Source organism: Cupriavidus sp. GW823-FHT06D04, assembly GCF_058795055.1.
Map to the genome: position 1 here is coordinate 1 of NZ_JBXAHL010000076.1, position 14,307 is coordinate 14,307.

At 68.1% G+C, this 14,307-nt stretch carries 13 protein-coding genes and 5 pseudogenes; 6 read left to right on the forward strand and 12 right to left on the reverse strand.

Annotated features, from left to right (window positions below; translation table 11 throughout):
- Positions 1–75 precede the first annotated feature (75 nt).
- A complete protein-coding gene (locus AC1Q7H_RS38845; RefSeq protein WP_013954030.1) occupies positions 76–999 on the reverse strand; it encodes a LysR family transcriptional regulator in 924 nt (307 codons plus the stop codon).
- 134 nt (positions 1,000–1,133) lie between these two features.
- On the opposite strand from AC1Q7H_RS38845, the gene AC1Q7H_RS38850 reads away from it, so the two are divergent.
- Entirely contained in the window at positions 1,134–2,441 is a 1,308-nt protein-coding gene (locus AC1Q7H_RS38850) for an SGNH/GDSL hydrolase family protein (protein ID WP_211979495.1), read from the forward strand.
- On the opposite strand, the gene AC1Q7H_RS38855 is transcribed toward AC1Q7H_RS38850, so the two are convergent.
- The 3 genes from AC1Q7H_RS38855 to AC1Q7H_RS38865 form a co-directional block, all read right to left on the reverse strand.
- Positions 2,399–3,052: a glutathione S-transferase family protein gene (locus AC1Q7H_RS38855; protein WP_211979496.1), complete on the reverse strand. Its 654-nt coding sequence runs from the start codon at positions 3,050–3,052 to the stop codon at positions 2,399–2,401. The genes AC1Q7H_RS38850 and AC1Q7H_RS38855 overlap by 43 nt on opposite strands.
- 42 nt (positions 3,053–3,094) lie before the next feature.
- Positions 3,095–4,051 carry a prolyl aminopeptidase gene (pip, locus tag AC1Q7H_RS38860; protein ID WP_153956944.1) on the reverse strand — a complete coding sequence of 319 codons (957 nt, stop codon included), beginning with the start codon at positions 4,049–4,051 and terminating at the stop codon, positions 3,095–3,097.
- 69 nt (positions 4,052–4,120) lie between these two features.
- The gene (locus AC1Q7H_RS38865) at positions 4,121–5,008 is read right to left on the reverse strand and encodes a LysR substrate-binding domain-containing protein (protein WP_013954034.1); all 888 of its coding nucleotides are present in this window, start codon (positions 5,006–5,008) and stop codon (positions 4,121–4,123) included.
- Positions 5,009–5,152: 144 nt separating this feature from the next.
- On the opposite strand from AC1Q7H_RS38865, the gene AC1Q7H_RS38870 reads away from it, so the two are divergent.
- Both AC1Q7H_RS38870 and AC1Q7H_RS38875 read left to right on the forward strand, forming a co-directional pair.
- Positions 5,153–5,551, forward strand: coding sequence for a RidA family protein (locus tag AC1Q7H_RS38870; RefSeq protein WP_013954035.1), 399 nt, complete (start codon positions 5,153–5,155; stop codon positions 5,549–5,551).
- Positions 5,548–6,684 (forward strand): oxidoreductase, encoded by a 1,137-nt coding sequence (locus tag AC1Q7H_RS38875; protein WP_153956943.1) that lies wholly within the window; start codon positions 5,548–5,550, stop codon positions 6,682–6,684. The genes AC1Q7H_RS38870 and AC1Q7H_RS38875 overlap by 4 nt, the downstream gene beginning before the upstream one ends.
- On the opposite strand, the gene AC1Q7H_RS38880 is transcribed toward AC1Q7H_RS38875, so the two are convergent.
- Entirely contained in the window at positions 6,626–7,093 is a 468-nt protein-coding gene (locus tag AC1Q7H_RS38880; protein WP_153956942.1) for a RidA family protein, read from the reverse strand. The two genes, AC1Q7H_RS38875 and AC1Q7H_RS38880, sit on opposite strands and share 59 nt — an antisense overlap.
- Positions 7,083–8,151 (reverse strand): annotated as a pseudogene (locus tag AC1Q7H_RS38885) (alanine racemase). The gene AC1Q7H_RS38880 and the pseudogene AC1Q7H_RS38885 overlap by 11 nt, the downstream one beginning before the upstream one ends.
- A gap of 77 nt (positions 8,152–8,228) precedes the next feature.
- On the opposite strand from AC1Q7H_RS38885, the pseudogene AC1Q7H_RS38890 reads away from it, so the two are divergent.
- Positions 8,229–9,056 (forward strand): annotated as a pseudogene (locus AC1Q7H_RS38890) (LysR substrate-binding domain-containing protein); the annotation flags it as partial.
- Positions 9,057–9,068: 12 nt separating this feature from the next.
- On the opposite strand, the gene AC1Q7H_RS38895 reads toward AC1Q7H_RS38890, so the two are convergent.
- Positions 9,069–10,067, reverse strand: a complete 999-nt coding sequence (locus AC1Q7H_RS38895; RefSeq protein WP_153956940.1) for an AraC family transcriptional regulator — start codon at positions 10,065–10,067, stop codon at positions 9,069–9,071.
- Positions 10,068–10,348: 281 nt separating this feature from the next.
- On the opposite strand from AC1Q7H_RS38895, the pseudogene AC1Q7H_RS38900 reads away from it, so the two are divergent.
- Positions 10,349–10,684 (forward strand): annotated as a pseudogene (locus AC1Q7H_RS38900) (AMP-binding protein); the annotation flags it as partial.
- 36 nt (positions 10,685–10,720) lie between these two features.
- Here AC1Q7H_RS38900 and AC1Q7H_RS38905 read toward each other — a convergent pair.
- From AC1Q7H_RS38905 to AC1Q7H_RS38925, 5 genes and pseudogenes are all read right to left on the reverse strand, one after another.
- A complete protein-coding gene (locus AC1Q7H_RS38905) occupies positions 10,721–11,695 on the reverse strand; it encodes a tripartite tricarboxylate transporter substrate binding protein (RefSeq protein ID WP_153956939.1) in 975 nt (324 codons plus the stop codon).
- A 52-nt stretch (positions 11,696–11,747) separates the two neighbouring features.
- On the reverse strand, positions 11,748–11,993 hold the full coding sequence (locus tag AC1Q7H_RS38910) for a hypothetical protein (protein WP_228772797.1): 246 nt from the start codon (positions 11,991–11,993) through the stop codon (positions 11,748–11,750).
- A 68-nt stretch (positions 11,994–12,061) separates the two neighbouring features.
- Entirely contained in the window at positions 12,062–12,463 is a 402-nt protein-coding gene (locus tag AC1Q7H_RS38915; RefSeq protein ID WP_330995910.1) for a DsbA family protein, read from the reverse strand.
- Positions 12,460–12,660: pseudogene (locus AC1Q7H_RS38920) on the reverse strand (DUF1289 domain-containing protein). The gene AC1Q7H_RS38915 and the pseudogene AC1Q7H_RS38920 overlap by 4 nt, the downstream one beginning before the upstream one ends.
- 58 nt (positions 12,661–12,718) lie before the next feature.
- The gene (locus tag AC1Q7H_RS38925) at positions 12,719–13,777 is read right to left on the reverse strand and encodes a beta-keto acid cleavage family enzyme (RefSeq protein WP_492382467.1); all 1,059 of its coding nucleotides are present in this window, start codon (positions 13,775–13,777) and stop codon (positions 12,719–12,721) included.
- Between the two features lie 117 nt (positions 13,778–13,894).
- Between AC1Q7H_RS38925 and AC1Q7H_RS38930 the strand changes: the two are divergent.
- Positions 13,895–14,056 (forward strand): annotated as a pseudogene (locus AC1Q7H_RS38930) (AraC family transcriptional regulator); the annotation flags it as partial.
- Between the last annotated feature and the right edge of the window lie 251 nt (positions 14,057–14,307).

Sequence of the window (14,307 nt, forward strand, 5' to 3'; positions counted from 1 at the left end):
CTTCGTCCTCCACGAGATTACCGAAATGTTCCGCATCTTCAGTTCAGGTCCATAGGATGTGGGTAAAGCTCAGGCCTAAAGGCCGAGGCTTGCCGCGCACCTGGTCAACCCCGGCAACCCCGCAATCGCCTGCGCCAGGTAGTCCAGCAACACCCGCACCCGCGCCGGCTGGTAGCGCCGCGACGGATAGACCAGGAAGGCTTCCTGCGCCGGACCGCTCCAGCGTGGCAACACGTGCTGCAAGGCACCGCTGTCGAGCAGGTCCTGCACCAGCCATGCCGGCGTCATGCCAAAGCCGACGCCGGCCAGGAAGCTCTCGCGCATCGCCAGCGAGTTGTTGACGCGGTAGCGGCAGGGCGCGCTGACCGGCGCCTGCCCGCCGGGCCCGTCGAGCACGATCTCGTCGCCAGCGGCCAGCCAGGTGAAGCGCAGGATCTGGTGCCGCGCCAGGTCGGCTGGCTGCCGGATACGCGGATGGCGTGCGAGGTAATCGGGCGAGGCCACCAGCAGCCGCGGCGACACCGCGATGCGGCGCGCGACCACGTTGGGCGGCAGCGAGGCGCCGAGGCGCACCGCGATGTCGACGCCCTCCTCCACCAGGTCGACAAAGCGGTCGTCGAACAGCAACTCCACCTCCACCTCCGGATAGCGCTGCTGGAACGCCAGCACCAGCGCATTAAGCCGCAGCACGCCGAAGCTGGCCGGCGCGCTGACGCGCACCCGCCCGGCCGGGTGCCCGGACATGCCACGCGCATCACTGACCGCCTCGCCGTATTCATCCAGCACGCGGCGCGCGCGCTCATAGAAGCGCCGCCCCGCCTCGGTCGGCGACAGGCTGGTGGTGCTGCGCTCCAGCAGCCGCACGCCCATGTCTTTCTCCAGCGCGGCCACGACCTTGCTGATGGTCGGCTGGGTCGACTGCTGCTCGCGCGCCACCGCCGACAGGCTGCCCAGCTCCACGGCGCGCACGAAGACCTGCATTGCCCTGATGGTGTCCATGCCGTTCCTTGTGCCCATTCATTCCATCGCGGAATGAGCGATATGCCATTCTGCCTGCTACCTGTCATTTCTGGAATGCCCTACCTTGGGCGTCATCCCGGCACCAACGCCGGTCCACGAGCCGAGGCAAACCCATGTTCCGCATTCCCCGCATCCTGCGCTGCCTGACTGCGCTGACGTTCTCCGCCACCCTCGCCAGCACCGCGGCACTGGCCAGCCCCTTGCAGGACCCAACCTGGCTGACCAGCTGGATGGCAAGCCAGCAGCCGGTGTGGCAGCCCGGCGCCCAGCCGCTGCCGACCGGCGTGCCCACGGTGCTGTCCGGCCAGACGCTGCGCCAGGTGGTGCGGCTCAGCGTGGGCGGCAAGCGCGTGCGCGTGGTGCTGTCCAACCCCTACGGCCGCCACCCGGTCGCGGTCGGCGCGGCGCAACTCGCGCGCCATGCCGGCGGCGGCAGCATCGATGCGGCGGGCAGCCGCGCGGTGACGTTCGGCGGCAGCGCGTCGGTGATCATCCCGGCGGGCCAGTCCGTGGCAAGCGATCCGGTCGCCATCGACGCCCCGGCGCTGGGCGAACTGGCACTCAGCCTCTACCTGCCGCAAGCCACCGCGATCGAGTCGTTCCATTGGGATGGGCGCCAGACCGCGTGGCTCGCGGCCGGCAACGCGACCACGCAGGCCACGCTGCCTGCGCCGCAGTCGTTCAGCGCGCGCATCCTGCTCAGCGAGGTGCAGGTCGATGCGCCCGGGTATACCGGTGCCGTGGTGGCCGTCGGGGATTCGATCACCGAAGGCAACGGCTCCACCCCCGACACCAACCGCCGCTGGCCGGACGTGCTGGCACAGCGTGCGGCCGGCAACGGCGTGGCTGTGCTCAATGCGGGCATCTCCGGCGGGCGGCTGCTGCGCGATGGCATGGGGGTGTCCGCACTGGCGCGGCTGGATCGCGACGCACTGAGCCAGCCGCACGTGCGCACCGTGATCGCGGCGATCGGCATCAACGATATCGCCTGGCCGGGCTCCACCTTTGCACCGGGCGATGCGGTGCCGCAGGCCGCCGAGTTGATCGAGGGCTACCGCCGCCTGATCGCGCGCGCCCATGCGCGCGGCGTGCGCGTGATCGGCGCCACCATCACGCCGTTTGCGGGGGCGCTGCGCGATACGCCGATCCGCGGCTATGACAGCCCGGGAAAGGAAGCGGTGCGGCTGGCGGTCAACAACTGGATCCGCAACGGCGGCGCGTTCGATGCGGTGGCGGATTTCGACGCCGCGGTGCGCGATCCCGCGCGCCCGCAGGCGCTGCTGCCGGCGTTCGACAGCGGCGACCACCTGCATCCCGGCGACGCGGGCTATCGCGCCATGGCGGCGCAGATCGGGCTGACGCTGCCTGAGCTTGCCCGTCAGTCCCGGTCCGGCGCACCCGGCGGGAAGAGCCGGCGATAGGGCCGTGCCTCGTCCACCGCGCGCGCGAACGATGGCCGCGCCAGCAGCCGGTTGCGGTAGGCGCGCACGTTGCCGCACGCATCGGGGATCGGATGCACCCAGTCCGCATAGAACAGCGACGGCGCGGCCGAGCAATCGGCCAGTGTAAAGGCGTCACCCGCGGCCCATTCCCGGCCGGCCAGCGTTGACTCAAGCCACGCGTAGGCCGAATCGAGCAACTTGCGTGCCTCGGCCACGCCATAAGCATCGCGGTGCTCCGCCGGGCGCAGGTAGTCGGCCACGATGCGCTGCATCGGCGTCATCACATACTGGTCGAAGAAGCGGTCGAGCATGCGCACTTCCAGCGCGGCGTCGGGCGACTCCGGCAGCCAGCGCACGGGGCCGCGGTGATGCCGGTCCAGGTAGTCGATGATGATGCTCGATTCGAGCACCGTGCGGCTGCCGTCCACCAGCACCGGCATGCGCTTGAGCGGCCACAGCCTGGCGAGTTCGTCCATGTTCTGCGCGTGTTCTGGCGACAGCATCCTGAACTCGAAGGGAATGGCGTTCTCGTACAGCGCAACGAGAACCTTCTGGCAATAGGATGAAAACGGGTGGGCGTAAAGCTCCATCGTGGTCTCCGGTGGTGATCTTCGGTGGTGGTCGGCGCGCGACTACTGCTGCGCCGCAAAGCGATCGGTCGCGGCAATCAGCTGGTCCATGATGCCCGGCTCGGTCCACGCATGGCCGGCGCCTTCGATCAGGTGAAAATCGGCATTGGGCCACGCCTGGTGCAGCGCATAGGCATAGCGCACCGGGCACGGCATGTCATAGCGGCCGTGCACGATCACGCCGGGGATGTCGGCCAGCTTGTGCGCGTCACGCAGCAGTTGCCCGTCTTCCAGCCAGCAGCGGTGCGTGAAGTAGTGGTTCTCCAGCCGCGCGAACGCCAGCGCAAAGTGCCCGTCGTCATGCTTGGCGCTGTTGCCGGCGTCCGGCAGCAGCGTGATGGTCTCGCCTTCCCACACGCTCCATGCGCGCGCCGCTTCCACCTGCTTGTCCTGGTCGTCACCGGTCAGCAGCTTGCGGTAGGCGGCCATCATGTTGCCGCGCTCGGCCTCGGGCACCGGCGCCTGGAAACGCGCCCACTTGTCGGGGAACATCTCGGACACGCCGTATTGGTAATACCAATCCAGCTCCGCCTGCGACACCGTGTAGATGCCACGCAGCACCAGCTCGCTGACGCGCTGCGGGTGCTTCTGCGCGTAGGCCAGTGCCAGCGTCGAGCCCCATGAGCCGCCGAACACCAACCAGCGCTCCACGCCGGCCAGCACGCGCAGGCGCTCGATATCGTCGACCAGGTGCCACGTGGTGTTGGCCTCCAGCCCCGCATGCGGCGTCGAACGCCCGCAGCCGCGCTGGTCGAACAGCAGCACGTCATAGCGCGCCGGGTCGAACAGCCGCCGGTGGTCCGCGGAAATCCCGCCACCCGGCCCGCCATGCAGGAACACCGCCGGCTTGGCACCGGGCGTGCCCACTCGCTCGTAGTAGATGACATGCCCGTCGCCGACATCCAGCGTGCCGGTTTCATAGGGCTCGATTTCAGGATAGAGGGTGCGCAGGGCAGGCATGGATATGGGTCTACGGAGATCGGGAGCCACAGTGTACGCCGGAGGGAACGGCAAACAGTAGCCCAGCCCTTAACCGGCGAACACCGTCTTCACCCAGTCCCTCAGCAGCCGCGTGGCGGGACGCTCCGCGGCGCGCTCGCTGTAGACAAGGTCATAGCGGAAGCTCTCCAGCGACAGCCCGAACGGCTGCACCAGCACGCCCGAGGCCAGCTCTTCCGCGACCAGCGTCAGGCTGAGCAGGCCGACCCCCTGCCCCGCGATGGTGGCCTGCACGGCGTGGATCTCGTCAGTAAAGCTGAGGCCGGCATGCGGATCGGTGACCTCGACGCCGGCGTGCGCCAGCCACTGGCGCCAGACCGGCGCGCGCTCGTTATCGCGTGCGCCGGCGCCCCACTCGAAGTGCACCAGCGTGGCGTGCTTCAGATCCTGCATGCTGGCCAGTTTCAGGCCCGGGCTGCAGACCGGCGCAAACCGGTCGCAGAACAACGGCTCGACCACCAGGCCCGGGTAGTCGCCGCTTCCGTAGCGGATGGCAGCGTCCGCATCGTTGTCCAGGTCGACGATCTGGTCCGACGCATCCAGGCGCAGCGTCCAGTCAGGGTAGGCCGCGCGGAACTGGCCGGCACGTGGTGCAAGCCGCTTGGCCATGAAGGCAACCGTCGATGTCAGCGTGGCAACGTTGGTCTGTCCGCTGCGCTGCACCGCCAGCACGGCGCGCTCCATCCCGTCCAGGCCGTCCCGCACCGCGGGGAACAACTGATGCCCGGCAGGCGTCAGGCGCACCTTGCGGGTCTGGCGTTCGAACAGCTTCACGCCAAGGCTCTCTTCCAGCAAGCGGATCTGGTGGCTGACCGCCGTCGGCGTGACGTGCAGTTCGTCCGCCGCGTGCTTGAAGCTGGCGCGCCGGGCGGCGGCTTCGAAGGTGCGCAGGGCACTCAGGGGCGGCAGTTTGCGCAAGCCTCCTCCTTAGATGAGATGTATTCATGTATCGACTGAAAAGCGACCATTTGTCGCTGCCTCGTCCCGCTCCGATACTCGACCTATCGGATGGCCCCTCAGGCGATCAGGTGAATTCTACTAAATCATCTACCGGAGTCAGCAATGCCACTGGAACAAGTCCACACCAAACCCGACCCCTATGCCCCCTATTTGCTTTCGCAAGCCATCCGGGCCGGCGGCTTCCTCTTTGTTTCCGGCCAGGCCGGGGTGGGCGACGATGGCGCCATCGTGGGCCGTGACGACTTCGATGCCCAGGCCGAGCAGGCATTCAGCAACCTCAGGCGCGCGCTGCAGGCGGGCGGCTCGGGGCTGGACCGCGTGGTGAAGGTGACGATCTTCCTGACGTCGATGGCACACTTCCCGAAGATCGTCGAACTGCGCCGCAAATGGTTCTCTGCCCCCTATCCGGCCGACACCATCGTCGAGGTCTCGGCGCTCTACTCGCCGGACGCGAAGATCGAGATCGAAGCCATCGCCCTGGCCACAGAGGCTGCGCGATGACCACGCCCGCCACCCCCTCGCTGTTCGATACGCTGGCGCTGAACGGCGTGCCGCTGCGCAACCGGCTCGCGGTGGCGCCGATGACGCGCATCAGCGCCACCGCCACAGGCGTTCCCACCGAGGCCATGACCCGCTACTACGCAGGCTTCGCCCGCGGCGGCTTTGGCCTCATCGTCACGGAGGGCATCTATACCGACCGTGCCTACGCCCAGGGCTATGCGGGCCAGCCCGGTCTGACGGACGCGCAGCAAGTCGCCGCCTGGCGCCAGGTCGTTGCCGCGGTCCACCAGCAGGGCGGGCGCATCGTGGCGCAGCTGATGCATGCCGGTGCGCTGTCGCAAGCCAACCGCTTCCGCGACGACACGGTCGGGCCCTCGGCCGTGCAGCCCAAGGGGCAGCAGATGACCGTGTATGCCGGCAAGGGTCCATACCGGATGCCGCGCGCCATGGAGGAGGCAGACATCCTGCAGGCCATCGAAGGCTTTGCGCAGGCCGCCCGGCTGGCCCGTGACGCGGGTTTCGACGGCGTTGAAATCCACGGTGCCAATGGCTATCTGCTGGACCAGTTCCTGACGGGCTATACAAATCAACGCCAGGACGCCTGGGGCGGCAGCATCGCGAAACGCATGCGCCTGCCGCTGGAAACCGTCCGCGCGGTGCGCGTTGCCGTGGGTACGGGCTTCCCCGTCGGCGTGCGCATCTCGCAAGGCAAGGTGAACGATTTCGTCCACAAGTGGCCGGAAGGCGCGGAGGGCGCGGCCGCCGTTTTCTCCGCGCTTGGGGCGAGCGCCGTGGACTACCTCCACGTGACGGAGTACGAGGCATGGATGCCCGCCTTCGCGGACGACGGCGCGACGCTGGTGCAGCTTGCACGCCGTGCCGCGCCCGGGCTCGCGATCGTGGCCAACGGCAGCCTGCATGAGCCATCGCGCGCGACCGGCCTGCTGGACGATGGCGCCACGCTGGTCGCGCTCGGTCGCGGCGCCCTTGCGAATCCGGACTGGCCGGTGCTGGTGCGCGAGGGTCAGCCGGTACGGCCATTCGATGCGGCCGTTCTCGCGCCGCTGGGCAACATCAAGGATGCCGAGCTGGCGCTGCGCGAAGCAGGCCGCCAGGCGGTGACGCCGGGCTGACGGTCGCAACCGCCACAGCCTCCACCTCGACCTTCAGCCCGAAATGCAGCGGGCCGGTGGGCACCACGGCCCTGGCCGGCCGCGCGTCGCCAGCCCATGCGGCGTAGATCGCGTTGAAGGCGGGCCAGTTGTCCATCGTGTCCACGTAGACGCGCACCTGTACCAGCGCCGCGATGCTGCTGCCGGCGGCAAGCAGTGCGGCCTCGACGTTGGCCAGCGCCTGTTGCGCCTGTGCGGCGAACGACGCGTCGACCAGCTTGTGCCCGTCCGGTGCAATCGGCAACTGGCCGGAGATAAAGACCAGGCCGCCGGCGACCGTGGCATGGCTGTAGTGGCCGCCTGGTGCGGCGAGCGAAGCGGGACTGACTGTGCGTACCGCCCCGTGTTCATCGTTGTGCTTACCAGCCATGCAGACGGCTCCATTCGGTGGCCGCGCCATCCTCGGCAATGGCGTGGTAGGTGGGAAACTGCGCCCCGGTGGCGCAGGCGTGGTTGGGCAGGATGCGCAGCACCGTGCCGACGGGCAAGCGTGCAGCGATATCCGGATCAGCCGTGCCTTGGCGCGAGCTCCTGGTTGGCGCCGCTGAGAACGTAGCCGGGCATGACGGTGCCGTCGATGGCGCAGGCCTGGCCGTAGCCGAAGTCGTGCTTCTGCTTCTGCGTGCCACGGTCGCGGCTCATGGCCATCCAGCCGGCATCGACGATGGCCCAGCCCTTTTCCGGCTGGTGTCCGATCACGGTGGTCAGCACGCTCAGCGCCACCTCGTCTTCGGTGCAGACGCCGACATTGCGCATGACCAGGTCAAAGAACACATAGACCCCCGCGCGCACCTCGGTCACGCCCTCCAGGCTGGCTGCCGACAGCGCGGTCGGGGTCGAGCCCACGCTGACCTCCGCGCACGGCAGGCCCGCCTCGCGCAGCCGCGTGGCGGCGCGCACGCAGCCGGCACGCTCTTGCTCGGCCATGGCCGCAAGCGCCGCGAGCGTGTCCAGGTCATAGCTGGAGCCGGCGTGCGTCATCACCCCGCCCAGGCGCACATCGCCATCATGCAGGACGCGCGCCACGTCGATCAGCGCGGGGTCGTCGGGGAGGATGCCGGAGCGGTGGCCATCGGTATCGATTTCGATCCAGACCTCGAAGGCCTCGCGGTGTGCGTTGCAGAAGGCGACGATGGCGCGGGCGGACTCCACGCTGTCGGTCAGGATCTTGAGGTCGCAGCCGCGGCGGCGCAGCGCCAGCGCCTGGGGCAGCTTGCTCGCCACCGTGCCCACGCCGTAGAGGATGTCGGTGATGCCGGCGTCGAAGAAGTGCGCGGCTTCCTTCAGCGTGGAGACGGTGATGCCGCTCGCGCCCGCATCGATCTGCGCGCGCACAACCGGCGTGCATTTGCTGGTCTTGGCATGCGGACGGAAGCGCACGCCGAGCGCATCCATGCGCGCCTGCATGCGGTGGATATTGCGCAGCATGCGCGGGGTGTCGATCACTGCCGCAGGCGTTTCCAGGCTGCGCAGCGTGGCGGAGGAATCAGGATGTTGTCGTTGGTGAGGCGACACTGGGCCTGGCGCTGGCGACCCGCACCGCCAGGCGGCTGAGCCTGACGCCGGAGGGTGAGCGCTTCGCGCGCGAGGGTGCGTCCCTGCTGGCACAGCTCGACGCCTTGCCTGAATCGTTCCGGCGCGAGGACAGCCGGCTGACGGGCACGCTGCGCATTGCCGCGCCGTTCGGGTACGGGCCCCACCATGTGGCCCCGCTGCTGGCGCGCTTAGCCCAGTTGCATCCCGGCCTGCGCCTGCAGCTTGACCTACGCGAAACGCCCTGGCCCGACCGGCATGACTCGGACGCCGTCATCCATATCGGCGCCGTGCGCGACTCGTCCTGGATTGCGCGCACGCTTGCGTCCAATACGCGCTGGCTATGCGCCAGCCCTGCCTACCTGCGCCAGCGCGGCACGCCCGCCGTGCCGCGCGACTTGCTCGAGCATGCCTGTATCTGCATCCGCGAGAATGACGAGGACGTGACGCTTTGGCGCTTGCGCCGGGCTGGCACCCGGCGACGTGCATCAGCGCGCGAGAGCGTGCGCGTGGTGCCGGCCTACACCAGCAATGACGGCAGCGTGGCGCGGGCCTGGGCCGAACAGGGGCTGGGACCGGTGCTGCGCTCGGAATGGGACGCCGCCGACGCGGTGGCGCGCGGCGTGCTGGTGCGCGTGCTGGTAGACTGGGAATTCGACAGCGCACCGGTGACGCTGCTGGTTCCTTCGCGACGGGGACGCACGGCCCGCGTGCAGGCGCTGATGCAGTTCCTGGAAGAGGCACTGGGAAGCTGCAAGCAGGACCAGGTGCCAGCACGCCGGGCCCGTCCACCAGGCTGACGCCTTTTCCCGCTACCCCGCCGCATGATCCCTGCGCCAGTTGGCCGGCGCCATCCCGAACTGCGCCGAAAACCACCGTGTAAACGAACTGGCCGACCCATACCCCAGCAACTGCGACACCCGCAGCAGCGAATAGCGCGGATTCTCCACGTACCGTCGCGCCAGTTCGCGCCGCACGTCGTTCAGGATCTCCGTGAAGGTCTCACCCGCGTCGTCGAGCTGGCGCTGCATGGTGCGCAGGCTCAGGCCCAGGCCTTCCGCCACGGCTTCACAGGTGGCGCGGCCCATCGGCAGCATCAGGTAGATCGCGGCGCGCACTTCATGGCCGACGGACTGCGGGTTGGCGCGGGGCAGCGTGTCGATGAACTGCTGCGCGTAGCGTGCCATGACCGGGTCCGCCGTCGGGTTCGGCGCGTCGAGATCGGCGGCGCGGCAGATGATGCCATTGCTGTCCGCGTTGAATTCCAGCGGGCAACCGAACAGGCGGCGATGGATGCGCAGGTCGGCCGGCGCCGCATGCGTGAAGCTCACGCCGATCGGCTGCCAGCGCGGGCCCAGCAGCAGCGCGCACATGCGGAAGACGACACCGATGGCCAGCTCAGTGGCCTGCCGCGAAGGCGCGTCGCTGAGCACTTCCTGCCGGATGACCACCGCGCTGCCGGCATCCTCAAGCAACAGCGCCACCGAATCGTTGACCAGGTGCCGGTAGCGGATGGTGGTGGCCAGCGCGGCACGCAGCGTGGGCTGCTGGCTGATCAGCAGGCTCATCACGCCAAAGTCCGACAGCTGGCGCGACTCCGCCATGCGCAGCCCGAAGGTCGGGCAGGCCGACGCCTGCGCGGCGGCTTCCAGCAGCGCCACGCAGGCGCTGACCGGGACGCGCTGGTCGGGATCGTCCAGCCAGGCCCGCCGCAGCCGCGCCTGGCGCAGCAACGGCTGCGGGTCCAGGCCGAGGTCGCGCGAAACCTCGAGGAAGTTGGTCAGTGCGGCAGCACGTATCAGGGTTTCCAAGCCAGCGTTGCCTTGCGATGAGATGTCAATCGGGGGCGCGGTCTGCCCGCCGCAGCAGCGATCATAGGGCCGCATGGCATGAAATGCAAAGTCATCGGGAGTCAATGCAACGCCGGCCGGGGCAGCAATCCCTACAGTTCTCTGCATGTGCAGCGTGTTCCGCACCAACGAGACTCCAGGAGACAAGACAATGGCAAATGTTGTCCGCATATACGAGACCGGCGGCCCCGGAGTGCTGCGCTACGAACACATGGAAGCGGGCGAGCCGGGCCCGGGACAGGTCGGTCAACGTGCGGCTGTCGGCGCAGCGGATCCTGTACACGCTGAACGATTCCGGCGCCGAGGTGGTGCTGCTCCATCCGGACTTCCTGCCGGTGATGGAAGAGATCCGCTGCCAGCTGACCAGCGTGCGCAGCTTTGTCCTGCTGGCCGACGGCCAGCACGTTCCGCCGACATCACTGCCGTTCGGCGGCGAGTATGAGGCCCTGCTGAGCGCGGCCTCGTCCGACTTCGACTTCCCCGAATTCGACGAGAACACCCGCGCGGTCACCTTCTACACGACGGGCACCACCGGCGATCCCAAGGGCGTGTGCTACAGCCATCGCGACATCAGCCTCGGATGAGGCTGCCCTTTTGCGTTGCCGGGAACGGACTCAGGGTTGGATATTGAACGCCTTGACGATGCCGGCATTGCGCTCGAACTCCGCGCGCACTGATTCGCTCAGTTGCGGCAGGGGCTGCGCTGACAACGGCTCATAGCCGAGCGCCTCCATCCGGTCACGCACCTTGGCGGAAGCCGCGGCCTTGTAGGCAGCCGCGTGGATCTTCTCGGCCAGTTCGGGCGACAGCTTCGACGACGCAATCACGCCCACCCAGTTGCTGAAGTCCATGTCGGGGTAGCCCAATTCCGCAAAGGTCGGCACCTGCGGCAGCAGCGCCGAGCGGCTTTTCGACGCCACGGCATAGACCTGCACCTTGCCGGCACGAATCATCGGCAGCGAGGTCACCATGCCGTCGTACATCACCGCGATCTGATTGCCCATCACCTGCGTCAGCGCCGGCGCGGAACCGGCAAAGGGCACATGCTGCAAGTCGATCCCGGCCTTCTGGTTCATGATCATGCCGGCGTAGTGCGAAGCGGTGCCGGCGCTGTACGAGGCAAAGCTGAGCTTGCCCGGATTGGCCCGGGCGTAGCTGACCAGGCTCTTCAGGTCCTTGGCCGGCAGACCAGGCGCGCCAATCATCACCATGCGCGAACGCGCCACGGCGGCGATGGGCCTGACGTCTTTCAGCGGGTCGAACCCCTGCTTGAGCACATGCGGGATCTCGGTCAGCACATTGCTGGCGGTGACCATGATGGTCTGGCCATCGGCGGGCGCGGCCAGCATGGTGGTGATGGCAATGCCGCCGCCGGCGCCCGGCTTGTTGTCGACCACCACGGGGTGGCCAAGGTCCGCCGACAGCTGGTCTGCCAGCAGGCGGGCGAGCACGTCCATGGTGCCGCCCGCGGGGGCGGGCACCAGCATCCGGACCGGCTTGCTGGTCCAGGCCATGGCAGCGGGGGCCGCCAGCGCCAGGCCGGCAGCCACGGCGGCGATGCGCAGCAGGAATGTAGGGTGGGTGGGCATGTTGTCTCCCTTATGTAGTATGGATCTTCTGTCCAGCGTTGCCGGCATGGCGTCACCGTGTGGTGAGCGCGATGCCTGGCAGGTGTGGGGAAGCGGGAGACGCGCGGGCCAGCGCCCGGAGCATTGCCTCCAGCAAGGCACGCGGCGGCCTGGCGCCGGCGATCGGCGGCGCACCGTTGATCACGAAGCGCGGCACGCCCAGGCCGGGATTGGGTAGCGGCACCTCCTCGCCATGCAGCGGCGGCAGCCACGCCAGGTCTTGCGCAATGGCCGGCGCCGCCGCTTGCGGCATCGGCATGCACAGGCGATGCTGCCGCGTGCAGCACGCGCGGATCGCCGAGGTCCTCACCGCGCAGGAAGTACCCTTCAAACAACCAGTCGATCAGCGCGGATGCGGCCGCTTCGCCACCAGCCTGGCGCGCATACCGGATCAGGCGATGCGCAAGCACGGTGTTCGGCAGCACCTCGATGCGGTCGGGTTCCAGCGTGATGCCGGCCTCTCGCGCCGCGGCGCATACCTGCGCCTGCCGCAGCGCCACGGCTTCGGCGCTGCCAAGCCGCGCCAGTCTGAACTTGCGATTGGGGGATGCCGGCCGGCGGCAGCGTCGGAAACAGGGGACAGCTGCGCCATTCGACCGTGACCGCTACATCGGGCCGTTGCTGGGCCAGCTGCGCCAGCGCTGTTTCAAGATGGCGCTTGCCGATCATGCACCAGGGGCAGACCAGGTCGAACCCGACCTGGATGAAGAGGGAGGCGGGCTGGCTCATGACAGAGCGCCCGTAGCGGCACGCTGCCCGCGGCGGGCCGGCGCCGCCGCCAGCACTTGCGCGCGTTCGGCTTCGCTCATCTGCGCTCAGCGCCCGATTTCCAGCCGTGTCCTGGCGCAGCCCTGGCAATAGCGGTTGGCGAGGTCCATGCGGCAGATGTTGATGCAGGGATTGATGAGGGCGTCAGGGTGATGCATCACGAACTCCGGTAGTGCATGGCAAGGGCCGGCCGGTATGCCGGCCCCGCGGCCAGGGTCAGGCGGCTGCGCGCAGCGGCAGGTTCTTCTGCCCCGCCTTGCGGTTGGGCGCCATGCCATTGGCTTCCAGCGTGGCGTCAGCGCTGTCGTACCAGGTGCCGATGCGGTAGATCTCGCGGGCTTCCTTGCACGATGCGATCTCGCGGCCCAGTTCATGCGCCACGCGCACGCACTGCTCGATCTGCTGCACCGAGGTCATGCGGTTGCCGTACTGGTCGATGATGGTGTCTTCGATGCCGCAACGCGGGTGCAGGCCCATCGCCATCGCCATCATGTTGAACGGCAGCACGTTCTTCAGCAGCGACTCCGCGGTCAGCGTGCAGCCGTCCGGCGCGCGGTGCACGAAGTTGAAGAAGTTGAACGGGTTGGGGCCATCAAAGCCGCCGCCGATGCCGATCCAGGTCAGGTTCAGCGGGCCGGTGTAGACGCCGGCGCGCACCAGCCGTTCCAGCGTTTCCAGCGCGTGCATGCCGGTCAGCTGGAAATGCGGCTGGATGCTCGACGCCTGCAGCCGGCGCAGGTGCTCCTCAACCCAGCCCGGACCGGCCGGCACCGTCATCTCGCGATAGGCGGCCTGATAGGCCGGGTGTTCCAGCGAGGTGCCCTTCAGGTATTCCGGATAGAGCAACTCCATGATGTTCATCTGCGTGGTGTTGATCGCCACGGTCACCTGGTCGGGCTTGGGCTCCAGCTCTGCCAGCATGTGGCGGGTGTCGTCGGACAGCCACTTGGCCGCCTGGCCGTCGTCTTCCGGCGCAAACGAGATCGAGCCGCCGACCTGGATGATCATGTCCGGCACCGCGGCGCGCACGCCGGCGATCAGCTCGTTGAACTTAGACAGTCGCTTGGAGCCCTTGCCGTCGAGTTCGCGCACGTGCAGGTGCAGCACCGTGGCGCCGGCGTTGTAGCAGTCGACGGCTTTCTGGACCTGTTCTTCCATGGTGACGGGGATGTCCTCGGGAAAGTCCTGCGGCATCCACTCCGGGCCATACGGGGCCACGGTGATCACCACCTTGTCCATGTTCTCGGGGTGCAGGGAATCGTCAAGGAATTGCACGGATGGCTCCGGTTGGATAGTGGTTGGAGTATCGGCGAACGACTGCTCGCAATTTGACGATCCGGGACATTAGATTTACATTTCGGGACACCCAGGGAAAGCACGGAATCTGCCCCCATGTCCTACTATCTGCGCAGTGCCAGCCTGACCAATTACGTGGAAGTCGCGCGTTCGCTGGGGCTGGATCCATACCAGCAGCTGAGGGCGGCAAAGATCAACCGCTCGGTCCTGCTCGATCCCGATATCCGCATTCCCGCGGCGTCGGTGGGCGGCTTGCTGACTGAGCGCGTTTTCGCGGTGGTTCAGCGAGCGTATTGGATGCAGCGTGTCGGCGAGGCGTGCGCAGGCGGCGCAATAGAAAAGCCGCCGGCGCACAAGCGGCGCGGCGGCGAAGACGAGCATCGGGCGGGCCGCTAAGCCCGGAATCGCGGTAGGAATGCCCATTACTGAGCACCCCCCGCACAGATCCGTACGAGCCCGATTCGGGCATACGGCTCCTACCTCGGGTGTTTGACGTCAAAGCGCCGGTC